Here is a 24,737-nt window from a genome sequence, read left to right on the forward strand (position 1 = left end):
CCGGAAAACATGAAAAACCTGCGCATCGGCCTCCGTCTCGGAGGCGGCTTCACCATTCTTTTGCTGATCATGCTGTTGATCAGTGTCACCAGCATCGTCAGCATGGGGCACATGGCCCGCTCGACCACGGAAATCACCGAGGTGGCCCTGGCCAAGGAGCGGATGATCAGCGACTGGTTCCGCAACATCCACTCGGGCTCGCGCCGGACCACGGCCATTGCCAAGAGCAGCGATCCTTCGCTTGCCACCTTCTTTGCCGAAGACGCGGCCGAGTCTTCGCGCCAGTCGGGCAAGCTGCAGGACCGCATCGAGCCGCTGCTGCAGACGCAGGAAGAAAAGGACATCTGGGTCGAGATCAAGAAGGCGCGCGCCGGCTACCTGGCGGGCCGCGACGTGGTGACCAAGGCCAAGGCCGAAGGCCGTGCAGAAGATGCCGAGCGCCTGTTCACCCAGGAGTACCAGCCCGCCACGCAGCGCTATATAGAGATCGTGCAGCGCCTGCTGGACATGCAGCGCGCCGCCATAGACAGCTCCGCCGGTGAAGTGCAGGTGCGCTTTTCTGCCAGCCGCGCCACCATCATCGCCGTGGTGTCCCTGGCCGTGGTGCTGGGCGCGCTGGCCGCATGGTGGATCACGCGCGGCATCACCGTGCCGCTGGCCGAAGCCCTGCGCGTGGCGCGCACCGTGGCCAACAACGACCTGACCAGCCGCATCACCGTTGATTCGCGCGACGAAACCGGCCAGTTGCTGCAGGCGCTGCGCCAGATGAACGACAACCTGGCCCAGGTCGTGGGGCAGGTGCGCTCGGGTGCCGACAGCATCGCCACGGCTTCGGGCGAGATCGATGCGGGCAACCAGGACCTGTCCTCGCGCACCGAGCAGCAGGCCAGCTCGCTGGAGCAGACGGCTGCCGCCATGGAGGAGCTGACCAGCACGGTCAAGCAGAACGCCGAGAACGCACGCCAGGCCAATCAGCTGGCCGCTTCGGCATCGCAGACTGCGGTGCAGGGCGGCAAGGTGGTGGCGGGCGTGGTGGACACCATGGGCGGCATCAGCGAGTCCAGCCGCAAGATTGCCGACATCATCGGCGTCATCGACTCCATTGCCTTCCAGACCAACATCCTGGCGCTGAACGCTGCCGTGGAAGCGGCCCGCGCCGGTGAGCAGGGCCGTGGCTTTGCCGTGGTGGCGGGCGAGGTGCGTGCGCTGGCCCAGCGCAGCGCCTCGGCGGCCAAGGACATCAAGGACCTGATTGCAGACTCCGTGTCCAAGGTGGACGCGGGCACGCGCCAGGTGGCCGAGGCCGGCCGCACCATGGACGGCATCGTGCAAAGCGTGCAGCAGGTCAGCGACCTGGTGGCCGAGATCACGGCCGCCAGCCAGGAGCAAAGCAGCGGCATCAACCAGGTGCACCAGGCGATTTCGCAAATGGACACGGTGACCCAGCAGAATGCCGCGCTGGTCGAGGAAGCAGCAGCTGCGACCGGCTCGCTCAAATCCCAGGTGAATCAGCTGGCGGCCGCCGTGGGCGTGTTCCGCATCGACGGCGTGGCGCCGGCCCGTGCAGGGACAGGAGCCGCTTCGTCTTCCGTACCTGCCGCGCGCGCGCCTTCTGCGGCAGCGCCCATGCGTCCTGCGGCCCGACCGCTGGCCGCGTCCGCCGCCGCTGCTGGCACGGCACCCGCTACTGCCCCACGCAGCGCATCTGCCGCCCCAGCGCCCGCCGCAAAGCTGCCGGCCGCCAGGCAGACCGTGGCGGCCAAGGGCAGTGACGACGGGGACTGGACTTCGTTCTGAGTCCGCCCGGCTACGGTTGAGTTCTGCCGGGTTTGGCCGAGTTCAGCTACTTGGGGGCGCCCAGTTGGTACTTGGAGCCCTCGCCCTGGCCATCGGTGATGGCGGCAGCCTGGCCGGCGGCCGGGTTCACGCCGCCGGCATCTTCCTTGTTCGTGGCTCCTGCGCCGCTTGCGGGCTCCGATGCCTTGGCGGGCAGGGGCGCGGCTGGCGGCAAGGGCTCGTGCGGATCCCCCTTGGCATGGGGCATGACCTGCTCGGCCATGATCACGGGCTGGCCCAGCAGGGGCTTGTCCGGCGGGGGCTGGTTGAAGCGCGGCACTTCGGCCATGGGAAATCCCGCGCGCGTCGACGAGGTCTCGCCCGAGCAGGCGGCCAGCGTCAGCAAAGAGGTTGCGGCGACGCCCAGGGCCAGCCGTCTGGCGAGTGTCGTGGCCTGCACAAATTCATGGGGCATGGTTGTTCTCCGATGTCGATCTTCCGGCCGACATGCTCCCATGTGTCCAGGACTGGTGGCGTAGGTCCATGCCGGATTCCCGGTGACAGGCCACCGCAATCCTTGCTCAGGGCTGGCTGCCGCTGGCCTTCCACGATCCATCGGACTGCTTGCAGAACCAGAAACGCCAGTTTTCCGAGGTCTTTTTCAGGCGCACATCGGCCGACAGCAGGCGGCAGCTTCCGGCCGAGCCGGTCTGCACGGTCTGCTGCGGCTGCAAGGCCATCGTCACGCGCTGGTTGGTACGGTTCGGGCGGCTGGTCCATTCGGTCACGGAGCCGTCGGCAGCCTCGTTGAGCACCTTGGCCACGGCGGCCTTTGCATCGGGCAGGTCCCTGGCGGGAATGCGTGCGGCGATGGTGTCGTTGAGGAAGATCAACGCTGCCGCATTGGCGCTGGTGGACACCAGCGAGGCGGCGGCGGCCAGCGATGCGACGGTGAGGGCAAAGGTTTTCATGCAATGGTTCCTGGAGTGTGGGCCGACGACCGCAGCGGGATGTCGGAAGGAAGGTATCGGGCCATGTTAACGGCTGCCGTGGTGGCGCCGGGCGTCGCGCACCGCTGAAACCAGCGCGGACTGCGGCCGAGTGTGGTCGAGTGCTGCCGAGGGCCGCGCAAAACCGTTACAGTCCCTGGCGGATTCCTTCGTCCATTTCCGCCAGAAATTCCACTGCATGCCACGATCTTCCAGCCACCAGACCACCCAGCGCTTTGCCATTCCATGGACGCTTGTTGCAGGCTTTGGTGCAGCGGCCCTGGCCACCCTGGTCATCGCCTTCGTCAATTTCCGGGCGTCCGAGGCGCGGGGCCAGGCCGTGAATGCCATGGACCGCACGACGCTGGCCATGCGCCAGCTCAGCCAGCTCAACGCCTCGCTCAAGGATGCCGAAACCGGGCAGCGGGGCTTTCTGCTGACGGGTGACCAGGCCTATCTGCAGCCCTACCAGCAGGCGCGCGATGTGCTGCAAAAGCAGCTGGAGGCGCTCAAGGCGCGCACGTCCAGCGACTCCGTCCAGCACCGGCTGCTGGACCAGATCGAGGACATCTCGACCCAGAAGCTGCGCGAGCTGCAGGAAACCATAGACTTGCGCAAGGCCGGCGACCTGGACGCCGCCATGGCCCTGGTGCGCCTGGACGTGGGCAAGAACGCCATGGACCGGCTGCGCGAGCTGATCGATGATCTCTACACCCGCCAGACCCGTGAGCTGGAGCAGCGCCGCCAGCTGTGGGTGGAGGCCTCCACCACCTCGACGTACTACTCCTGGGGCGGCTCCCTCATCTTGCTGGGCCTGATCCTGGCATCGGCCGCGCTGACGGTGCGCGAGTACCGCGTCAAGGCGCGCCAGTCGTGGGTGACGTCCGGTCTGTCCGGCCTGGGCCAGCAGTTGCAGGGCGACCGCCGGCTGGAAGACCTGGGCCAGAAGGCACTGGAATACCTGGCCACCTACCTGCGCGCCGAGGTGGGCGCCGGCTATGTGGTGGACTGCACCGACGGCGGTCTGCGCCTGTTCGGCGGCTATGCCTTGCCGCGCGATCGCCTGCAGCACAAACTGCTGCCCGGCGAGGGCCTGGCGGGCCAGGCGGTCACCTCGCGCAAGCTGCTGCATGTCAGGGACGTGCCCGCGCAGCACCTGCCGATTTCCTCGGGCACCGGCCAGTCCAGCCCGTTGCAGCTGATGGTGGCGCCCGCCATGGAGAACGGCGAAGTGTTCGCCGTCATCGAACTGGGCTTTCTGCGCGGGGTGAGCGAGGCAGAGCGCAGCCTGCTGGAGCGGGCGTCCGAAATGCTGGCCGTGGCCATCCGCTCGGGCCTGGACCGTTCGCGCCTTGAGACCTTGCTGGAAGAAACGCGCCGCCAGTCGGAAGAGCTGCAGGCCCAGCAGGAAGAGCTGCGCGTGAGCAACGAGGAGCTGGAGCAGCAAAGCCGCATCCTGCAGGAGTCGCAGACGCAGATGGAGCACCAGCAAAGCGAGCTGGAGCAGACCAATGCCCATCTGGAGGAGCAGACCCAGCAGCTGGAGTACCAGCGCGAGCAACTGCTGCGCGCCCAGGGTGCGCTGACCGACAAGGCGCACGAGCTGGAGCTGGCCAGCCAGTACAAGAGCGAGTTCCTGGCCAACATGAGCCACGAGCTGCGCACGCCGCTGAACTCCACGCTGATCCTCGCCAAGCTGCTGGCCGACAACAAGCCCGGCAACCTGCAGGCCGATCAGGTCAAGTACGCACAGACCATTCATGCGGCGGGCAGCGACCTGCTGGCGCTGATCAACGACATCCTGGACCTGTCCAAGATCGAGGCCGGCCAGGTCAGCGTCCTGGTGGAGCCCATGACCATCGCCACCGCCTTGCAGGCGCTGATGGAGCCGCTGCGCCCCATCGCCCGCGAAAAAGGCCTGGAGCTGGCATGGACGGTGGACCCCGGCGTGCCGGCCTCCATGCAGACCGACCCCATGCGGCTGGCCCAGGTGCTCAAGAACCTGCTGTCCAACGCGCTCAAGTTCACGGCCAAGGGCTCGGTCGACCTGCAGGTGTCCCGCGTGCCCGGGGGCATGCTGGCGTTTGCCGTGCGCGATACCGGCATCGGCATTGCCGAGCAGCAGCAGCAATTCATCTTCGATGCCTTCCGCCAGGCGGACGGCAGCACGCATCGCAAGTTCGGCGGAACGGGCCTGGGCCTGTCGATCTCACGTGACCTTGCCGGGCTGCTGGGCGGCACGCTGACCGTCTCCAGCACGCCGGGGCAGGGCAGCGTGTTCACGCTGACCGTGCCTGTGATCCTGGAGCTGGTGGAGCCTGGCCGGGCCTTGGCTGCCGCGCCGCTGCCCCGCCCGGCGCGGGAATCGCTGGCGAATGCGCAGACACAGACACAGACGCAGGTGCCGGTGTCATCGCCCGCGTCCGTGCCCGCCGTCGCCTCGGCCCATGTCGCGCCGGCTGCCCCCGCGTTCGCGCCGGCCATGTCGCCAGCCATGTCTGCGCCGATGCTGTCGCCTACTTCGTCCGCGGCGAATGCCCTGCGAAAGAGCGGGCAGAGCGGGCGCCGCATCCTCGTCATCGAGGACGATCTGCGCTTTGCCGACATTCTTTCCGAGCTCGCGCGCGAGATGGATTTTGAATGCGATGTGGCCAACACCGCGTCCGACGGCCTGGCCATGGCGGCAAGCAACCAGCCCAACGCCATCGTGCTGGACATCAACCTGCCCGATTTCTCGGGCCTGGGCGTGCTGGATCAGCTCAAGCGCAACCCCGTCACGCGCCACATTCCCGTGCACGTGGTCTCGGTGGCCGACTATTCGCAGGAGGCCATGGGACGCGGCGCCGTGGGCTACGCGCTCAAGCCCGTCAAGCGCGAGGAGCTGGTCCATGCCCTGAAGCGGCTGGAGGCCAAGTTCACCCAGGACCTGCGCCGCGTGCTGGTGGTGGAGGACGACGAGCGCCAGCGCGAGAGCGTGCGCCACCTGCTCAGCCGCAGCGACGTGGACATCGTCTGCGCGGGCACGGCGGCGGCGGCGCTGGAACATCTGCGCGGCGCCACCTTCGACTGCATGGTGATGGACCTGAACCTGCCCGACATCAGCGGCTACGAGCTGCTGCAGCGCATGACGGACCAGGACGATGTTTCCTTCCCGCCTGTCATCGTCTACACGGGCCGCGCGCTCTCGCGCGATGAAGAGCAGCAGCTGCGACGCTTTTCCAAGTCCATCATCATCAAGGACGCGCGCTCGCCCGAGCGCCTGCTCGACGAGGTCACGCTGTTCCTGCACCAGGTGGAGTCCGAGCTGTCGGCCGAGCACCGCCAGATGCTGCAGGTGGCGCGCAGCCGCGAGTCGGCGCTGGAAGGGCGCACGGTGCTGGTAGTGGAAGACGATGTGCGCAATGTGTTCGCGCTGTCCAGCATCCTGGAGCCCACGGGCATCCGCGTGGAGATCGCGCGCAACGGGCGCGAGGCGCTGGAAACCCTGGAAGCGCGGGGCACGGCGCAGGCCGGCATCGACCTGGTCCTGATGGACATCATGATGCCCGAGATGGACGGCTACACCGCCATGCGCGAGATCCGCAACCGCCCGCAATGGCGCCGCCTGCCCATCATCGCCCTGACCGCCAAGGCCATGAAGGACGATCAGGAGAAATGCCTGGCCGCCGGTGCCAACGACTACATCGCCAAGCCGCTGGACGTGGAGAAGCTGCTGTCGCTGGTGCGGGTGTGGATGCCCAAGTAGCAAGGAGGACGCGATGCCGCAGCTGAATAGGAGGACGCGATGCCTCAGCTGAAAAAAGCCCGCACCGCCGACATCGAGCAGCGCCTGCTGATCGACGCCATCTACCACCGCTACCACTACGACTTCCGGGGCTACGCCCAGGCCTCGCTCAAGCGGCGCTTGCACTCGGCCCTGGTGCAGTTCGACTGCAAGACGCTGTCGCAGCTGCAGGACCGTGTGCTGCACGATACAAGCGTGTTCCCGGCCCTGCTCGAGTACCTCACGGTCCAGGTCAGCGACATGTTCCGCGACCCGACCTACTTCCGCTCGCTGCGCACCGAGGTCGTGCCGCTGCTGCGCACCTATCCCTCGCTCAAGGTCTGGGTAGCCGGCTGCAGCGCGGGCGAAGAGGTGTATTCGCTGGCCATCCTGCTGCATGAAGAGGGCCTGCTGGACCGCACCCTGATCTACGCCACCGACATCAATCCCCATGCGCTGAAGGCGGCAGAGCAGGGCGTGTTCGACATGGCGCGCGTGGCGGCATTCACCGACAACCATGCGCGCTCGGGCGGGCACAGCTCGCTGTCGCACTACTACACGGCGCGCTATGGCCGTGTGGTCTTCGACAAGGGGCTGCGCGAGCACATGGTGTTCTCCGACCACAGCCTGGCCACCGACAGCGTGTTCGCCGAGATGCACCTGGTGTCCTGCCGCAACGTGCTGATCTATTTCGAGCGCGAGCTGCAGGACCGGGCGCTGGGCCTGTTCCGCGATGCGCTGTGCCATCGCGGGTTCCTGGGCCTGGGCTCCAAGGAGTCGCTGCGGTTTTCAGGACATTCGGAGGCCTTCGAGGACTTCGTGCTCGAAGACCGCATCTACCGCAAGAGGGCCGGGCTGTGATGCCCGCGACCACGAACCCACCCGCCTCGGACGCCGCCACAGCCTACGAGGCCATCGTGATCGGCGGCTCGGCCGGCGCGCTTGATGCGCTGTCCGTGGTGCTGCCCACGCTGCCCGCCAGCCTGCGCGCTTCGGTGCTGGTGGTACTGCACCTGCCGCGCGACCGGCGCAGCCTGCTGGGCCAGCTTTTCGGGCCGCGCTGCGCCCTGCCGGTGCGCGAGGTGCAGGACCAGCAATGGCTGGAGCCGGGCTGTCTGTACTTTGCGCCGGCCGACTACCACCTGCTGGTGGACAGCGGGCCCAGGCTGGCGCTGTCGCTGGATGCGCCCTGGCATTTTTCGCGGCCCTCGATCGATGTGCTGTTCGAGTCGGCTGCCGACTGCTATGGCGAGCGCCTGCTGGCCGTGCTGCTGTCCGGCGCCAACGAGGATGGCGCTCAGGGCATGGCCAGCGTGCACGCGGCTGGCGGCCTGGCCGTGGTGCAGTCGCCAGACAGTGCCGCAATGCAGACCATGCCGCGGGCGGCCCTAGCCCGCGTGCCACAGGCCCAGGTGCTGGCGCCGCAGGGCATTGCCGCGCTCATCGCATCGCTGCACGGCCAGGGGAGGCTTTGAATGTCCATTCAGCGCGCTCCCACCAGACAAAATACCGAGAGAGAATCCATGTCCCAAACAGATCGCGTCAAATGCCTGATCGTCGATGACATTGCCGAGAATCTGATCGCCATCGAAGCGCTGCTGCAGCGCGACGGCATCGAGTTCCTCAAGGCGCATTCCGGCCCCGAGGCGCTGGAGCTTTTGCTCGACCATGGCGATGTGGCGCTGGCCCTGCTGGACGTGCAGATGCCCGAGATGAACGGCTTCGAGCTGGCCGAGCTGATACGCGGCAGCGAGCGCACGCGCCACATCCCGCTCATCTTCATGACGGCCGGCTCGCGCGAGCACAACTGGCAATTCCGCGGCTATGAAAGCGGCGCCGTGGACTTTCTGTACAAGCCCATCGACCCGCACATGCTGACCACCAAGGCCAACGTGTTCTTCGAGCTGCACCAGCGCAAGCAGGCGCTGGCCCAGCAGCTGCAGGAGCGCACCGAGGCGCTGCGCATCAACGAGATGTTCATGGCCGTGCTCAGCCACGACCTGCGCACGCCGCTGCAGTCCATCAAGGCGGCGGCCACCGTGCTCACGCGCCAGCCCGATCCCGGCAAGGTGGCCAACATGGCCGAGCGCATGCTCAGCAGCAGCCAGCGCATGTCGCGCATGATCGAGGATCTGCTGGACGTGACCCGCATCCGCCAGGCAGAAGGCCTGCCGCTGTCGCCCCAGCCGGCCAGCCTGCAGACGCTGCTGCAGCGCACGCTGCAGGAGGTGGAGACGGGCTTCCCGGAGCGGCGCCTGGAAAGCGAGATGCTGGGCAATCTGGAAGGCATCTGGGATGGAGAACGCCTGTGCCAGGTGCTGACCAACCTGCTGGGCAATGCCATGCACCACGGAGATCCCGCGCAGCCGGTGCAGGTGACGGCCGATGGCCGCCAGGACGATCGCGTGTCCATCACGGTGCGCAACGGCGGCACCATTCCCGCGGAACTGCTGCCCACGCTGTTCAACCCGTTTCGCGGTGGTGAACGCCGGCCCGGCCAGCACCAGGGACTGGGCCTGGGGCTGTTCATTGCGCACCAGATCGTGCGTTCGCACGGCGGGCGCATCGATGTGCGCTCCGCCGACGGAGTGACCAGCTTCAGGGTGGAATTGCCGCGCGAGGCGGCGGTGGGAGGCTCCAAGGCCGTGCTGTGACGGCGGGAGCCGGGGGCGCCGGGGCGCGCGAAAGCGCGAACGCTTCAGTGGGCGGGGTTGCCGAGCGCTTCCTGGATGGAGTCCAGCAGCGTCTCCAGGTCCTCGATCTCGAAGGGCTTGAGCAGGGTCCGCACATGGGGGCCCCAGGCCGTGGGGTAGGGGCCCAGGTCGTAGCCGGAGCACAGGATGATCCAGCGCTGGGCATCGGCCTCCAGCAGCTGCCGCGCCAGGTCGGTGCCTGACAGGCCGGGCAGGCTGACATCGGAAACCACCACGTCGAAAGGCTGGGCCGCATCCAGTTCCAGGGCCTGCTCGGCGGTGGCGCAACTGGTCACGAAGCGCGATTCGCTCTCCATCAGCAGGCCAATGGTTTCGCGCAGGTCGGCATTGTCTTCAACGTACAGGATTCGCATATCTCTTTGTTGCAGTGCATCATGCTGCTATCAAAAAGGCAGCATTGACGAGGGCTGATCATCCACACCCTCGGGCGGCCATCGCGTAGGACAGCATGCAAACTTTTCTGCCGCCGCCTGCGTGGAGCCGAGGTTGTGGATTGTGCAATACAACGAAGAACGCCAGAGCAAGGCTTGCGCGCGTTCAGCGGGTGGAGGCCTGCGGCGGGTCCAGAACATGCTTTTGAACGGGCAGGAATTCATCCGCCTGCCGTGAATAGTCCCAGCGCGTGAGCTCGCGGCGCCAGGCCGGGCCCTGTCCAGCCGAGTCCTCCTGCTGCTCCAGCGTGAACAGGCTGTTGGGCGCATGCGCGCGCAGCCGCAGCGATACCGCAGTGCCCGCCTGCGCCGCCCACAGCCCCGGCAGCGGCTGGATCAGACCGGGGTCATGTCCATGGCCTGACAGCACCAACTGCGCTCCGGCGTCGCGCCAGGCCGCCAGGGCCGTTGCCGCGCGGTGCGGGCGGTGGCTGCAGTCCTGCGCATGGGCGGCTGCCAGCGGGTGGTGGCCGACCACAATGCGCCAGTCGCCGGGGCTGGCCTGCGCCAGCCTTTGGGCCACCTGCCGTATCTGGCTGGCCGACAGGCTGCCGCGCTGGTGGCGCCACCAGCGCGTGGTGTCCACGCCAATCACGCAAAAGCCCTGCTCTGCGCACCAGGGCTGCAGGTCGGCACTGATCCAGCGGGCGTAGCGATCATGGGCATGGCCGCCCAGCCGCTCCCACCAGGCCAGCAACGGCAGATCGTGGTTGCCCGGCACGACCAGGCGGCGCGGTACGGGAAGGGCATCGAGAAACTCGCGCGCCTGGGCAAACTGTGCGGCCGTGGCACGCTGGGTCAGGTCGCCGGAGACCACCAGCAGCGCCACGGGCAGACGTGCGGCCAGTCTTGCCGCGGCGGCGCACACGGCCGGATCGTGGGCGCCGAAATGCAGGTCCGACATATGCATGAGCAAAGCCATGGGCGTTCCTTGTCCCTTGATGATCAGGAGGAGGGCCCGGCATCGCCCGGCACGACCAGCCACAGCGGCTTATCGCCCAGGCGAAAACGAATGGGCGGCGCCATCCATTCGCGCTCGCCATCAAAGGCCACCTTCAGGCGCCGCGGGCGCCGGCCTGCGGGCTCTGCCACCAGCTCGGTGCAGGCCAGGCTGGCCACCGCATCGTCCTGCGCCAGCCGTCCCAACACGGCATTCCAGACCACGCGCGCCGGGGCCTCGCTGGCCTGCGGCAGCAGCAGCACGGCGGCCAGGTGCTGGCCGTCGGCCACGGCGCGGGCTTCGGCAATGCCCACGCGCTCCAGCTGCATCGGGTTGTTGCCCACGAACAGTGTGCTGGCCAGGTGCTCCTGCTGCTGCAGCGGCGCCTGGCGGTCGGAGCGCAGGGCGATGCGCCAGCGGCGCGCGCTGCCACCGCGAAGAATGCTCCAGATGGAGGCCGCAATGGCCACCAGCCGCGTGCGGCCAAAGCGTGTGGACGCGCGCTCGCGTTCGTCCAGCAGGCGCGGGTACAGGCCCAGGCTGGCGTTCACCAGAAACAGCCGTTCATTGACCAGGCCCACGTTCACGGGCCGCATCTGGCCGGCCTGCAATGCCTGAAGAATGTCCTGCACGGCCTGGGCAGGCTCCAGCGACAGCGCCTGCTCGCGGGCGAAGTAGTTGAAGGTGCCCAGCGGAACCACGCCCATGGGCACGCCCCGCGCCCAGGCTGCGGCGGCCACCGCATTGATGGTGCCGTCACCGCCGGCGGCCACGACCAGGCCGCCATCCTGGCTGGCCCTGTCCACGGCGCGGGCGGCCAGGTGCACGATGTCGGCGCGTGCGCCAGGCACATGCCACTGCACGCTGCGCTGCTGCAGCGCGGGCACGCTGGTGAGGCGGGCGCGCAGCTGTTCCAGGTCGGCGCCTGGGCGCAGGGGCACGATCAGGTGGATGGGGCCGGCGGGGTCCAGACGGGGCGGGGGCGGCTGGCTCTCGGAATAGGTGGGCGTCATGGAAGGCGGGAGGCTGGAACAGGCGCCGATTGTTTCGTGGATTGCACCTGCATGTGCACCGGATCATGCAAGCGGCACACGTCAGCCAAAGCCGACAGGCAGGGCACCACAAGGCAGCAGTGGATCACCAGCGACTCCCTGGTGGCCCACTGGTGGCTCACTCGTGCCAGGGAGAGCGGTACTCCAGCATCTGCGCCAGCGGCACGGGCCGCTCGAACAGATAGCCCTGTGCATGCTCGCAGCCCAGGGCGTGCAGCAGCCTGGCCTGGGCCTGCTCCTCCACGCCTTCGGCCACGACCTTGACGCCAAAGCCCTGGGCGATGCGCAGCACGGCGGTCACGATGGACTTGTCGGATTCGGACTCCGGCAACTGGCCAACGAAGCTCTGGTCGATCTTGATGCAGTCAAAGCGCAGGCGGCTGAGATAGGCCAGGGAGGAGTAGCCGGTGCCGAAGTCGTCAATGGCGATCTTCACGCCCAGCGCGCGGATGGCGGCAATGCGCTGCAGCGTGGCGTCGCTGTCGTCCAGCAGCATGGACTCCGTCAGCTCCAGGGTCAGCAACCGGGCGGGCAGGCCGCTGGTGGCCAGTGCCTGCTCCAGCGTGGAGGCGAAGTCGGACTGGATGAGCTCGCGTGCCGACATGTTGACGTGCAGCTCGAAGTCGGCGGGCAGCCGGGGCAGGTGGGAGGCGATGTCGTGCGCCGCCGTGCGCAGCACCCATTCGCCCACGCTCAGGATCAGGTCCGACTCCTCGGCCACCGGAATGAAGACGCCGGGCGGCACCATGCCGCGCGTCGGGCTGTTCCAGCGCACCAGGGCCTCGGCGCCGACCATGCTGCCCGTGGCCAGGTCCACCACGGGCTGGTAGAACACGCGCAGCTCGTTGCGCTCCACCGCCTGGCGCAGCTCCATGGCCAGCTGCGTGCGGCCCAGCATTTTCTGCGCCAGGCTGGGCTCGAACAGCAGGAAGGGGTGCGAGCCGCGCTGCGCCTCACCCAGCGCAATGCTGGCGTTGCGCAGCCACTCGGGCAGCGCGCCCGGCAGCAGCTCGCCGCTGACGGCGCCCGCGCAGGCGCGCAGCACGATGTCGTCCTTGCCCACGGAAAATGGCTGGTCGAAGATTTCCAGCAGATGGCGGCATTTGTCCTGCATCTGCTGCGGCGTGCAGTCATGCAGCCACAGCATGGCGAACTCGTTGCTGGCCGTGCGCGCCAGCAGGGCAGGAAACTGCAGATGGTGGTTGCGCAGCCGCTCGGCCACGGCCCGCAGCAGCTGCTCGCCCGTGCCGTGGCCCACATCGTCGCGGACGCTGCGGAAATTCTGCAGCTCCAGCAGGCACAGCGCTGCAGGGCAGGGCGTGTTGGCGGCTGCCGCCGCATCGGCCTGCTCGATCAGGCCGGCGCGCGTGAGCAGCTGCGTCAGGCTGTCGTACTGCAGCCGGGTGCGCATGTGCTCGAAGGATTCCTGCAGCCGCTGCGCCATGTTGTGGAAGGCCGAAACCAGGGACGATGTCTCGACCAGGGACGTATCCGGCAGCGCCCCTACCGCGCTCCAGTCACCCTTGGCCAGGCGGTTGGCCGCATCGGCCGTCACCGCCAGGGGGCGCAGCGCCCGGCGCAGGCACCACACGCCCAGCCCCAGTCCCAGCAAGGCCAGGCCGAAAGCGAGGACCAGCGCATGGCGGCTGTCCGCCCGCATGCTGCTGACCAGATCGGATTCGGGCTGCAGCACCAGGATCCGCCAGTCGATGCCGCGTCCATCGTGGAATGCGGTGACCTGGCCGTGGTAGATCTGCCCCTGTTCCTTGAAGCTCAGGTTGATGGTGTTCTCGGGACCCGCTGGCGCCGATGAATCCGCGCTCAGATGCGCAGGCAACAGGGCGGCCAGGCTGCGCAGCGCAAGATCGGGGCTTTCGGACAGCCGCAGGCGCACGGGCGGGTCATAGGGGCCTTCGCGCCGCTTCAGCACCGACAGCTCGGACGAGTGCGCCACCATGTAGCCCTGTGCGTCGACCACGGCGATATGGCCGTTGCCACGCAAGGGCTCGTCGCGCAGAAAGAGGTTCATGCTGCTCAGCCGCACATCGGCGGCCACCACGCCGGCCAGCTGGCCGGACACCCGCACGGACGTGGATGCGGAAATCGTGGTATCGCCGCGGTCGCCAGTCACCGTGTAGATGGGCGACCAGTGCGGGCCGTCTTTGTGGATGGCAGGCTGGTACCAGGGGCGCACGCGGGGGTCGTAGCCTGCAAGGCTGGACATGGGTGGGCCGGGCTCCAGCCCCTCGAAGATCTGCAGGGCGCCCTGGGTGCTGCGGTCCTGGAGAATCAGGCGGTAGCGGCCATCGGGCTCCAGCCGCACGCCCGTGTATTCACCTTGTACGCCGCCAAAGCTCAACAGGCTGATCTGGTGGTGCTGGGCATACAGCTCGGTGAATGAGCGTGTCAGATAGCCATAGATGGGGCGCAGGTCGCCGGGTGTGTAGAGCGCCTGCCGGGCCACGGTTTCGGCCAGGGCCTGCTGCACGCGCAGCGGGGTCTCCAGGTAATCGGCCAATTGGTGGCGCGTGGTGGTGGACAGGGAGTCGAGCAGCCGCAGGCTTTCGCGGTTGATGAGTTGGTCCACCTGGCGCTGCTGCCATGCCGCCAATAGCCCGGCCGTGACCACGAACACCGCTATGAAGGGGGCTGTGACTGCCGTGCGAAGTGAGAGCCTGAAGGCGGGCATGCAGAGGTTTCCGTAGCGTGCGCCGGGCAGCCAAGGGCCGGATCTGCCTGCGACAGCGGCCATTGTGCAGTGCCTTCGCAGCCCTGCGCCGCCGCCGCCGCAGTCCGCGCCTGGGCGCTCCTGTGGTTGATAGGAAAATTTGTTGATAAATGGTTTTGGGTAGAAAAAATGAATTCTTGATGGCGATTTGCCAGAACGCAAAGGCGGGCCGTGGCCTGCGCAAAGCCGACCATTGCGCCACTCGGTTTACATATCCGTTTACAAATTGATCGCCATTACATGTAGACATCACATGTAATGGCCGCTATGGTATCCGCATGGAACAAAAGACATCAGCCCATTACCAGCGCCTGCACCGGCAACGGCTGCGCGAACAGGGGCTGGTGAAAAAGGAGGTCTGGATTCTTCCAGAGTACGGCGCGGCATTGCAGCAATTGGAAAAGCAAATGCGCGTGCCGGGATTGCAACCGGAATCAATGGTTCTCATCCACAAGGAGGGCGGCATGGACAACAGCAGACAGGCATATCGGGATATTCACGCCTTGGCGGGCGATCTGCAGCAATCGGCACTGGTGCAAGGCGGCCGGCTCCATATCGAGGTGCTGGAAGGCGCAGACGCAAGTTTGCTGGTCAGCCTGCCCGAATTCGGCGATCTGCCGGTGCATGTGGCGCTTTCGGGCGACCAATTGGTGGTGGAGGCCTTTCTGTGGCCCGCCGACCAGGTGCACGACCGCGCCGGTCTCAACGAGCAGATGCTGCGCCTGCAAAAACTGTTTCCCTTCACCACGATGGCGCTGGAACCCCAGGCCCACGGCGGCGAGGGCTACGTGATGTTCGCCGCCCTGCACGCCAGCAGCAGCGAGGGCGACATCATTGCCGAGATCCTGACCCTGGCCGACAGCGTCATCCAGGCCACCGAGGCACTGGCCCACTACCTGACGCCGGTGCCCGCACCCGCGTCCGCATCCGCCCCCGTGCAGGCCTGACGCCCCGCCCGTTGAAGACACTGAGCCCCTAGGAGATCATCATGACCATCTGGAACAAGCTGGTGACAGCGTTGCGCGGCGCCGCCCACGAGGCCGGCGAGGCGGTGACCGACAGCCAGGCCCTGCGCATCCTGGACCAGGAAATCCGCGATGCCGACAGCGACCTGAACAAGTCCAAGGAAGCGCTGGCCGACATCATGGCCAAGCAGAAGCTGGCGGCCGGCAAGCTCAAGCAGACCCAGGAACGCATTGCCGAATACGAGGGCTACGCCGTCAAGGCGCTGGACACCAGCGACGAGGCGCTGGCGCTGGAAGTGGCCGGCAAGGTTTCCGTGCTGGAGACGCAGCGCGACGAGGAGCAATCCCAGCTGGACGCCTACACGCAAAGCGTGGAGCAGCTGCGCGTGGCCATACAGACGGCGCAAACGCATATCAAGCGCCTCAAGCAGCAGGCCGACACGGTCAAGGCCACGGAAAGCGTGCAGCGCGCCCAGGCCACGGTGGCCGGCCGCTACGCAGGCTCGCAGACGCGCGTGCAAAGCGCGCTGGATTCTCTGGAGCGCATCAAGCAAAAGCAGGCCGAGCGCGGTGCGCGCATGGAAAGCGCGGCCGAGCTGGCGCGCGACAGCAGCGAAGACGCGCTGGATGCCAAGCTGCGCGCTGCCGGCATCACGCCCCAGGCGGGCAATGCGCAGTCGGTGCTGGAACGCCTGAAGGCGCAGCGCGCCGCAACTGGCGGAAAAAACGCTTGATGCGCGGCCGTTGTCCAGGCAGGCACTGTCAGGCCTGCCGCCTCGGCTGCCGGATTTGAGGGGAGGGGAGAAACATGTCTGCATTCCTGCAATACGCGTTTGGCTTTCCGACTTTCATCTTTGGCGCCTTGCTGCTGTTCATGCTGCTGTACTGGCTGATCGCCATGCTGGGCCTGCTGGAGGTGGACTCGCTGGACCACTGGGTGCTGTTCGACGGCAGCGACCATGCGCACGGCGTGGAGCATTCGGTCAGCGCGCTGGCCGGGCTGCTGCTCAAGGTGGGCCTGGGCGGCATTCCGCTCACGGTCATCCTCACCGCGCTGTTCCTGATGTCCTGGCTGGCCTCGTATGTGCTGTGCCATTTCGTGCCCATGCCCCAGGGCTGGACCCTGGTGAACCTGCTGACCGGCTCCTTGGTGGCTGCGGCAGCCATGGTGCTGGGCTTTGCCGCCACCGTGCTGCTGCTGCGCCCGCTGCGGGGCATCGTCAACAAGGTGGCGCCTGCAGAGGAGCCCAGGGTGCTGCTGGGCCGAACCGGCCTGGTGCGCAGCGCCGTGGTGGACGGCACGCAGGGCTACGGCAGTGTCGAGGACGGCGGCGCGGGCCTGAACGTGCAGATGCGCTCGCCCGAGCGCGCACTGGGCCGGGGCACCGAGATCGTGCTCATCGAGCACCTGCCCGAGCACAACGCCTGGCGCGTGGTCAGCAAGGCCGAGTTCGACGGCACCGAGCTGCCGCGCTAGTTCCGGGATTCCCACAAGGCCCGAGCGTCCGTTCGGCGGGCGCGGCCTTTCCGTTTTTTCAGCGTTTTCACAGATAGCAATTCACAGGGGAGATTCGCATGAACATGAGCAACATGGAGTGGTACATCGTCGCCGGGGTGGTGATCGGTTCCGTCTTCGTCGTCATCCTCGGGCTGTTCGCCCTGGTCAAGGCCTTCTACATCAAGGTTCCGCAGGGCACGGCGCTGATCATCAACGACACCACGTCGCAGCCCAAGGTCAAGTTCACGGGCGGCCTGGTGCTGCCGGTGATCCACAAGAAGGAGTTCATGCAGATCTCGCTGCTGACGCTGGAGATCGACCGGCGCGGCAAGGAAGGCCTGATCTGCCGCGACAACATGCGCGCCGACATCACCGTGGCCTTCTACCTGCGCGTCAACGAAACGGCCGAGGACGTGCTCAAGGTGGCCAAGGCCATCGGCGTGGACCGGGCCTCGGACAAGACGGCCGTCAACGAGCTGTTCAACGCCAAGTTCTCCGAGGCGCTCAAGACCGTGGGCAAGCAGATCGAGTTCGTGAAGCTGTTCGAGAACCGCCAGGATTTTCGTGACCAGATCATCCATGTCATCGGCAACGACCTCAACGGCTATGTGCTGGAAGACGTGGCCATCGACTACCTGGAGCAGACGCCCAAGTCCTCGCTGGACCCCAACAACATCCTGGACGCCGAGGGCATCCGCAAGATTACCGAGCTGACGGCCAACCAGAACATCGTCACCAACGAGCTCGAGCGCAACTCCGACCTGGCCATCACCAAGAAGAACGTGGAGACCAAGGAAGCCATGCTGGCGCTGGAGCGCCAGCAGGCCGATGCCGAGGCGCGCCAAAAGCGCGAGATCGCCACCATCCAGGCGCGCGAGCAGGCCGAAACCCAGAAGGTGCAGGAAGAAGAGCGCCTGAAGGCCGAGCAGGCGCGCATCCAGACCCAGGAGCAACTGGACATCCGCGAGGAAAACCGCCAGCGCGAAGTGGCCGTGGCCCAGCAAAACCGTGAGCGTGCCGTGGTGATCGAGGTCGAGAAGGTCACGCGCGCCAAGGAGCTGGAGATCGTGGCCCGCCAGCGCGAGGTGGAGCTGCAGCGCATCGAGAAGGAAAAGGCCATCGAGGTCGAGAAGGCCAACATCGCCAACGTGGTGCGCGAGCGCGTGGTGGTGGAAAAGTCCGTGGCCCAGGAAGAGGAACGTATCAAGGAAGTGCGCGTGGTCTCCGAGGCCGAGCGCATGAAGCAGGTCACCGTGCTGACCGCCCAGGCCCAGGCCGAGGAAGACATGGTGCGCCAGGTCAAGAAGGCCGAGGCCGAAGAGGCTTCCTCGCGCCACAAGGCCGTGGAAGTCACGACCATGGCCCAGGCCGAGCTGGAAGCGGCCAGCAAGACCGCCGAAGCCAAGAAGAAGCTGGCCGAGGCCATCGAGGTCGAGCGCGCCGCGCCCGGCCTGGCCGATGCCAAGGTGCGCGAAGTCACCGCCGCCGCCCTGGAAAAGGAAGGCCTGGCCCAGGCCCGCGTGATTGCCGAGAAGCTGATGGCCGAAGCCAAGGGCCATCAGGAAAAGGGCCTGGCCGAGGCGCGCGTCATCGAGGCCACGGCCGACGCCAACGAAAAGCAGGGCCTGGCCGATGCCAAGGTGCTGGAAGAACGCCTGCTGGCCCAGGCGCGCGGAGAGGCCCAGGTGGGCGCCACCAAGGCCACGGTCACGCGCGACGTGGGCATGTCCGAGGCCGATGTGCTGCGCGACAAGCTCTTCGCCGAGGCCAAGGGCCTGACCGAGAAGTTCACCGCGCTGGCCTCGCTGTCCGACCAGGCGCGCTCGCATGAGGAGTTCCGCATGCAGCTGGAGAAGAACTTCGAGCAGGCGCTGGCCGCCATCGAGGCCAACAAGAGCGTGGCCAAGGACCAGTCCGAGGTGCTGTCGGCCGCGCTCAGCAAGGCCAACATCGACATCGTGGGTGGCGAGGGCGCCTTCTTCGACAACTTCGCCAAGGCGCTGTCCGTGGGCAAGGCCGTGGAAGGCGTGGCGGGCAAGAGCCCCATCGTGCAGGACCTGATCAGCAAGTTCCTCAGCGGCAAGGGCGGCGCATCGCTGCTGAACGCGCTGGGCGACGGCAAGGGCCTGCCGCCCACGCAGAGGGTCGACTGAACGGGGCGGCCGCCCGGCCGCTCCCTCCATCGGCTGCCCAGCCTCCCGCATCCGCCTTCCTCCGCCCGCCAGCCAGCCAGTCAGCTGGCCGGGGAGGGCGTGAATGGTCCCTGACACGCGAAAGCCCGTGACGCCCATGTCCCAACCGTCCCCATCGTCCTCACAGTCCCTGTCCCCTGACACCGCGGCCTCTGCCGTGGACCAGGCAGTCGCCAGCGGCGGCTCCTACGAAGTGCTGGCCAAGCGCCTTGACGGCCAGGGGCAGGCGCTGGAGACGCTGGCACGCCAGCTCAACGAGGAGCGGCTGGAGGAATTCGGCCGCAGCCAGATGGAAGTCATCGGGCGCATGCGCGTGCGCACCGAAAACAACTGCCTGGGCCGCGATATCGCCCAGGTCGGCGGCTACCTGCTGTTTGGCTACAACGTCTTCATGGGCCTGAAGCAGTCCACGCGCGTGGAAGACGTGTTCGTGCTGTACCGCCTGCACGAGGGAGAGCAGGGCTACGAGGTCACGCCGGTCGATCTCAAGGACAGCTTTCTGGGCATACAGAGCTTCGTGCAGGACTTCCAGGAGCTGTACGCCTACTACAAGAACACCCGGCTGATGCAGCTGGCCGTGCGCGACGGCAAGCTGCTGGCGAGCTTTCAGATTGGCGAGCGCCTGTCCGATGTGCGCGTATTCCGCTGGTCCGTGCCCGTCGATGGCCAGCCCATCCGCTACATAGACAACCGCGGCGAGCGCGACATCGAGCTGCCTGCGCCCCATGACTTCGAGTGGCAGCGCGCCGGGCGCGAGCAACTGGTGCAGGGGCGCCATCCGCACATCAACATCCTGGACAAGGTCTTCGTCGAGACCCTGGGCGGCACGCTGACCATCAAGGTCGAGAACAACACCAACGACGGACTGGGCATCTACAGCGAGCCCGTGCAGGAGAAGAACCAGTCGCTGGACGACGCCGTGTTCGAGTACGCCGCCGTCGGCAGCCTGATCCTGCTGAAGATCCTGCCCTACCGCGAAGAGCAGTGGCGCTACCTGATCTTCAACACCCTGTCGCGCCAGGTGCTGCGGATGGACGCCATCGGCGCGGCCTGCATCCAGCTGCCGCAGGACCACGGCATCATCTTCCCCGGCGGCTACTACCTGCAAAGCGGCGAGAACCGCTCGTTCGAGCAGAACATGCAGGGCATGCGCTACCGGCGCAGCATCCGCTCGCCCAACGGCGAGGATGTGCTCTACGTGTTCTACGAGCCCGAGAGCGGGCGCATGGCGCTGTTCAAGTACAACCTGATCGAGCGCGCCCTGCAGCCGCCCATCATCGGCCACGGCTATGCGCGCATGGACGACGGGCGCGTCGTCATCTTCGCGGCCGAGAGCAACGAGGCCTCGCGCGTGCACCCCATGCAGGTCTGGCGCACGCCCTTCGCCTCGGACGACTATGCGGCACGCCAGCCGCAGCGCGACAGCTTCCTGGGCCGCATCGGCAATGCCGAGCTGGTCAGCGGCATCTCCGACCTGTACAGCGTGCGCAAGGAAATCGCGGCCACCGAGGTCTCGCTGCCGCGCTACGAGCGCCTGATCGACGCCGCGCGCCGCCTGTTCGAGCGCTACCACTGGCTGGGCGCGCCGCAGCTCAAGGGCGTGCACGAGACCCTGCTGGGCATCCTCGCCACGGGTGATGCGGTCATCGACGAGTACGAAAAGGTCGAGAGCATCCGCAACGCCTCGGCCAAGGCCATGGGCGAGGTTTCCAGCCGCCACGGCCAGCTGCTCAAGACACTGCGGCTGGCCGACTGGAAAAGCATTGGCGAGTACGTGGACGCGCTCACCCAGCTGGGCCAGTTGCGCGGCCAGCTCATGGCCACGCGCGACCTGCGCTATGTGGACCAGGCCGCCATCGACATCATGGTGCATGGCGTCAACGAGGCCCAGGCCGAAGTCTCCCAGCGCACGGCCGCCTTCATTGCCACCGACGAGGCCATGCAGCCCTATGCCGACCAGCTGCAGGCACTGGACCAGGCCGCGCAGGCGGCAGCCACGGTGGCGCAGATCAACGAGCCGCTGGCGCGCATGGCCGACATGGCGGCCGCGCTGGACATGCTGTCCGAGCTCATGGGCAGCCTGTCCATCGACGACGCCACGCAGCGCACCCAGGTGGTGGATCGCATCTCGGCCGTCTACGCGCGTCTGAACCAGGTGCGTGCACGCGCCGAGCAGCGCCGGTCGGGCCTGGGCGGCGCCGAGAACGTGGCCCAGTTCGCAGCCCAGCTGGCGCTGTTCTCGCAAAGCATCGTCAGCGCCCTGGGCCTGGCGCAGACGCCCGAGAAATGCGACGAGCAGCTGGCGCGCCTGCTGGTGCAGCTGGAGGAAATTGAAAGCCGCTTCGGCGAGCACGAGCAGTTCCTCGGCGACATCATGGCCAAGCGCGAGGAGGTGCTGGAGAGCTTCGAGGCGCGCCGCCAGTCGCTGCAGGACGAGCGCCAGCGCAAGGCGCAGGGCGTGCTGGACGCGGCGCTGCGCATCGTGCAGAGCCTGCCCAAGCGCACCGAAAAACTGGCCAGCGCCGATGCCCTGCATGCTTTTTTTGCAGGCGATCCGCTGATCGGCAAGCTCAAGGAGCTGGCCCAGCGCCTGCGCGAGCAACTGCATGACCCGGTCAAGGCCGACGACATCGATGGCCGCGTCAAGAACCTGCGCAACCAGGCGTTTCGCGCGCTGCAGGACCGCACCGAGCTGTACGAAGGCGACGGCGCCATCATCCGCCTGGGCCGCCACCGCTTCAGCGTGGGCAACCAGGAGCTGGACCTGACCCTGCTGCCGCGCAACGGCGAACTGTTCCTGCACCTGGTCGGCACCGAGTATTTCGAGCCCATGGACAACCCGGAGCTGGCCGCCCTGCAGGCCTACTGGGATGCCTCCACGCCGGCCGAATCGCCGCAGTTCTACCGGGGCGAATACCTGGCCCTGGAAGTGGTGCTGGCCGCGCGCCAGCGCCGTGACGGCTGGAGCGAGGCCCGGCTGGCCCAGTTGCTGCCCGACGAGGCGGCACTGACCCAGGCCATCCGCGAGTTCTCCGCGCCGCGCTACCGCGAAGGCTATGAGCGCGGCATCCACGACCATGATGCGGCCCGCATCCTGCAGGTGCTGCTGCCCCTGCGCGATGCCGCCGGCGTGCTGCGCTTTGCGCCCGACGCCCGTGCGCTGGCCCTGCTGTTCTGGAGCGCACAGGCCCAGGTGCAGCAGCCGCAGCTGGCTGCCGCCATGGCGCAGTGGCCGCTGCGCGCCCAGCAGGCCCAGGCCATGCAGCAGATGTTCGGCAGCGAGGCCGAACAGCTGAGCCTGCGCACCGACATCTCCGAGCGCCTGCGCGCCTATGCCGAAGAACGGGGCCTGCTGCGCGACCTGCTGCCAGGACAGGCGGCGCCCGCAGACAGCGATATCGACAGCCTGATCCACGGCGCCGCCGACTACCTGCAGGCCGAGCTGGCGCAAAAGGCCGTGCGCTTTTCCTTCTCCAGCTACAGCCAGTCGGCCATTGCCGCGCTGCAGGCCGCCGTGCAGCAGCAGGCCCAGCCGCTGCAGCGCTGGGAAGAAATGCAGGCCTACTGGCAGGGCGAGGACCGGCGCGACAAGGCCGTGGCGCCGCTGGACCAGCGCTGGCGCAGCGCGCTGCACTGGCTGCAGACCGCCTGCCGCACGCTGGACGACGGGCAAGGGCAGGCCTGGCTGGCCTATTGCGGCGAGGCTGCGGCATGGCTGTGCTGTGCCGGCCAGTTGCCCTGCAAGGTCAGCAGCGTGGACCTGCGCCACGAAGTGCCGGGCCTGCTGGGCCAGCATCCGCGCATTGCTAACGGCCGCATGTGGCTGCAGATCGACGACCTGGGCCAGCGCGCCGCGCGCCATTTCCGAACCTTTGTTCCCGAATTCGGCCGCTACCAGGCGCTGCGCCAGCAGCTGCTGCAGGACTGGCGCTCGCGCGTGCGGGTGGAGGAATTCAAGGCCCGGCCGCTGTCGTCCTTTGTGCGCAACCGGCTCATCAACGAGATCTACCTGCCCGTGATCGGCGACAACCTGGCCAAGCAGATCGGCGTGGCCGGCGAGAACAAGCGCACCGACCAGATGGGCCTGCTGATGATGATCTCGCCGCCCGGCTACGGCAAGACCACGCTGATGGAGTACGTGGCCAACCGGCTGGGCCTGATCTTCATGAAGATCAACGGCCCGGCGCTGGGCCACTCCGTGCGCTCGCTGGACCCGGCCCAGGCGCCGGACGCCACGGCGGCCAAGGAGCTGGAAAAGCTCAACCTGGCGCTGGAGATGGCCAACAACGTGATGCTGTACATCGACGACATACAGCACACGCACCCGGAGTTCCTGCAGAAATTCATCTCGCTGTCGGACGGCACGCGCCGCATCGAGGGCGTGTGGAAGGGCCAGACCCGCACCCACGACATGCGCGGCAAGCGCTTTTGCGTGGTCATGTCGGGCAACCCGTACACCGAGTCGGGCGAGGTCTTCAAGATCCCCGACATGCTGGCCAACCGTGCCGACATCTACAACCTGGGCGATGTGCTGGGCGGCATGCAGGAAGTGTTCAAGCTCAGCTACATCGAAAACAGCATGACCTCGAACGCCGTGCTGGCGCCGATGGCCACGCGCAGCCTGCAGGACCTGTACCTGCTGCTGGACAAGGCGCAGGGCCGGGAGGTCTCGGGCAATGCGCTGTCGCACGACTATTCATCGGCCGAGCTGCGCGAGATCGAGGCCGTGCTGGCCCGCATGGTGCAGGTGCGCGAGCTGGTGTTCAAGGTCAACCAGCAGTACATCCAGAGCGCCGCGCAGGACGACGGCTACCGCACCGAGCCGGCCTTCCGGCTGCAGGGCAGCTACCGCAACATGAACAAGCTGGCCGAGAAGATCACGCCCGTGATGAACGACCAGGAAATGCAGCAGATGCTGGCCGACCACTACCAGGGCGAAGCGCAGATGCTGACCACGGGCGCCGAGGAGAACCTGCTCAAGCTCGCCGAGCTGCGCGGGCAGATGAGCGACGAGGACAGCGCCCGCTGGCAGCAGATACGCCAGCAGTTCCTGCGCCGCCAGGCCGCAGGCGGTGCCAATGCCGACGCCGCCACGCGCGTGACGGCGCAACTGGTCGATCTGGTCGCCGCCACGCGCGAGGTGGCCCAGTCGGTGTCCCAGTCCCAGCAGCAGGCGATGCAGGAAGGCGCCGCCGACCAGGCCCACGCATCGGCAGCGGCCGCGCAGGCCGCCGCCACCCGGGATGCCGAACAGTCCCAGCTCCTGCAAGCGCTGCAGGCACTGCTGGCCCAGTTGCTGCAGACGCAAAGCGCCGCAGGCGACTCGCTGCACGGCATACGCGAGCTGATGGCGCAAAGGGCGGCCAGCGAGCCCATCGGCGCCAAGGCCAGCACCCCGTCGGAGGTACAGGCCGCCCAGGACCGTCAGGCCCTGGTCCACATGCTGGGCCAACTGCTGACCCGGTCGCTGGCCCAGTCCCTGGAGCCCGTGGTCACGCACCTGGACCAGGCCCGCCGCCAGCAGCTGGGCCTGCACCGCGTGCTGATGCAGGTGGCCACGCGCATGCAGGAGCAGATCGACGCCCAGCGCGCGGGCCGTCCGGTGCCGGCTGCGGGCGCCATACGCTCCGAGGAAATCGACAAGGCCTTCGAGCGCATGCAGCGCGGCGACGTGCCGCCAGCGGCCTAG

The 24,737-nt window shown here is 67.3% G+C and carries 16 protein-coding genes; 10 read left to right on the forward strand and 6 right to left on the reverse strand.

The window, feature by feature from the left end:
• Nucleotides 1–9: 9 nt before the first annotated feature.
• The gene (locus tag IB269_RS08040) at nucleotides 10–1,797 is read left to right on the forward strand and encodes a methyl-accepting chemotaxis protein (RefSeq protein ID WP_192366852.1); all 1,788 of its coding nucleotides are present in this window, start codon (nucleotides 10–12) and stop codon (nucleotides 1,795–1,797) included.
• A 46-nt stretch (nucleotides 1,798–1,843) separates the two neighbouring features.
• On the opposite strand, the gene IB269_RS08045 is transcribed toward IB269_RS08040, so the two are convergent.
• Nucleotides 1,844–2,251, reverse strand: a complete 408-nt coding sequence (locus tag IB269_RS08045) for a hypothetical protein (RefSeq protein WP_034393841.1) — start codon at nucleotides 2,249–2,251, stop codon at nucleotides 1,844–1,846.
• A gap of 106 nt (nucleotides 2,252–2,357) precedes the next feature.
• Entirely contained in the window at nucleotides 2,358–2,747 is a 390-nt protein-coding gene (locus tag IB269_RS08050) for a hypothetical protein (RefSeq protein WP_013802375.1), read from the reverse strand.
• A 217-nt stretch (nucleotides 2,748–2,964) separates the two neighbouring features.
• Between IB269_RS08050 and IB269_RS08055 the strand changes: the two genes are divergently transcribed.
• The 4 genes from IB269_RS08055 to IB269_RS08070 are packed head-to-tail and all read left to right on the forward strand — an operon-like array spanning nucleotide 2,965 to nucleotide 9,182.
• On the forward strand, nucleotides 2,965–6,510 hold the full coding sequence (locus IB269_RS08055) for a response regulator (RefSeq protein ID WP_192366853.1): 3,546 nt from the start codon (nucleotides 2,965–2,967) through the stop codon (nucleotides 6,508–6,510).
• 39 nt (nucleotides 6,511–6,549) lie between these two features.
• Nucleotides 6,550–7,389: a CheR family methyltransferase gene (locus IB269_RS08060; protein ID WP_192366854.1), complete on the forward strand. Its 840-nt coding sequence runs from the start codon at nucleotides 6,550–6,552 to the stop codon at nucleotides 7,387–7,389.
• Nucleotides 7,389–8,003, forward strand: coding sequence for a chemotaxis protein CheB (locus tag IB269_RS08065; protein ID WP_192366855.1), 615 nt, complete (start codon nucleotides 7,389–7,391; stop codon nucleotides 8,001–8,003). The genes IB269_RS08060 and IB269_RS08065 overlap by 1 nt, the downstream gene beginning before the upstream one ends.
• Nucleotides 8,004–8,051: 48 nt before the next feature.
• Nucleotides 8,052–9,182, forward strand: a complete 1,131-nt coding sequence (locus tag IB269_RS08070; RefSeq protein WP_034393830.1) for a hybrid sensor histidine kinase/response regulator — start codon at nucleotides 8,052–8,054, stop codon at nucleotides 9,180–9,182.
• A gap of 44 nt (nucleotides 9,183–9,226) precedes the next feature.
• Here the strand turns inward: IB269_RS08070 and IB269_RS08075 are convergent, their stop codons facing one another.
• The 4 genes from IB269_RS08075 to IB269_RS08090 all read right to left on the reverse strand — a co-directional run bounded on the left by IB269_RS08075 (nucleotide 9,227) and on the right by IB269_RS08090 (nucleotide 14,417).
• Nucleotides 9,227–9,595, reverse strand: a complete 369-nt coding sequence (locus IB269_RS08075) for a response regulator (protein WP_012205652.1) — start codon at nucleotides 9,593–9,595, stop codon at nucleotides 9,227–9,229.
• A gap of 184 nt (nucleotides 9,596–9,779) precedes the next feature.
• The gene (locus tag IB269_RS08080; RefSeq protein WP_192366856.1) at nucleotides 9,780–10,595 is read right to left on the reverse strand and encodes a metallophosphoesterase family protein; all 816 of its coding nucleotides are present in this window, start codon (nucleotides 10,593–10,595) and stop codon (nucleotides 9,780–9,782) included.
• A gap of 23 nt (nucleotides 10,596–10,618) precedes the next feature.
• Complete coding sequence (locus IB269_RS08085) at nucleotides 10,619–11,626, reverse strand: diacylglycerol/lipid kinase family protein (protein ID WP_192366857.1); 1,008 nt, start codon at nucleotides 11,624–11,626, stop codon at nucleotides 10,619–10,621.
• A gap of 157 nt (nucleotides 11,627–11,783) precedes the next feature.
• The gene (locus IB269_RS08090; RefSeq protein WP_192366858.1) at nucleotides 11,784–14,417 is read right to left on the reverse strand and encodes a GGDEF and EAL domain-containing protein; all 2,634 of its coding nucleotides are present in this window, start codon (nucleotides 14,415–14,417) and stop codon (nucleotides 11,784–11,786) included.
• Between the two features lie 440 nt (nucleotides 14,418–14,857).
• Between IB269_RS08090 and IB269_RS08095 the strand changes: the two genes are divergently transcribed.
• The 5 genes from IB269_RS08095 (at nucleotide 14,858) to IB269_RS08115 (ending at nucleotide 24,737) form a co-directional block, all read left to right on the forward strand.
• Nucleotides 14,858–15,340 carry a YjfI family protein gene (locus IB269_RS08095; RefSeq protein ID WP_225613995.1) on the forward strand — a complete coding sequence of 161 codons (483 nt, stop codon included), beginning with the start codon at nucleotides 14,858–14,860 and terminating at the stop codon, nucleotides 15,338–15,340.
• A 41-nt stretch (nucleotides 15,341–15,381) separates the two neighbouring features.
• Complete coding sequence (locus IB269_RS08100; RefSeq protein WP_012205647.1) at nucleotides 15,382–16,092, forward strand: PspA/IM30 family protein; 711 nt, start codon at nucleotides 15,382–15,384, stop codon at nucleotides 16,090–16,092.
• A 74-nt stretch (nucleotides 16,093–16,166) separates the two neighbouring features.
• The gene (locus IB269_RS08105; protein WP_192366859.1) at nucleotides 16,167–16,835 is read left to right on the forward strand and encodes a ubiquinone biosynthesis protein UbiH; all 669 of its coding nucleotides are present in this window, start codon (nucleotides 16,167–16,169) and stop codon (nucleotides 16,833–16,835) included.
• 98 nt (nucleotides 16,836–16,933) lie between these two features.
• Nucleotides 16,934–19,009 (forward strand): hypothetical protein, encoded by a 2,076-nt coding sequence (locus tag IB269_RS08110; protein WP_012205645.1) that lies wholly within the window; start codon nucleotides 16,934–16,936, stop codon nucleotides 19,007–19,009.
• Between the two features lie 136 nt (nucleotides 19,010–19,145).
• Complete coding sequence (locus IB269_RS08115) at nucleotides 19,146–24,737, forward strand: DNA repair ATPase (protein ID WP_225613996.1); 5,592 nt, start codon at nucleotides 19,146–19,148, stop codon at nucleotides 24,735–24,737.

Source organism: Delftia sp. DLF01 (assembly GCF_014852125.1).
In the GTDB taxonomy this organism is placed as follows: Bacteria; Pseudomonadota; Gammaproteobacteria; order Burkholderiales; family Burkholderiaceae_C; genus Comamonas; species Comamonas acidovorans.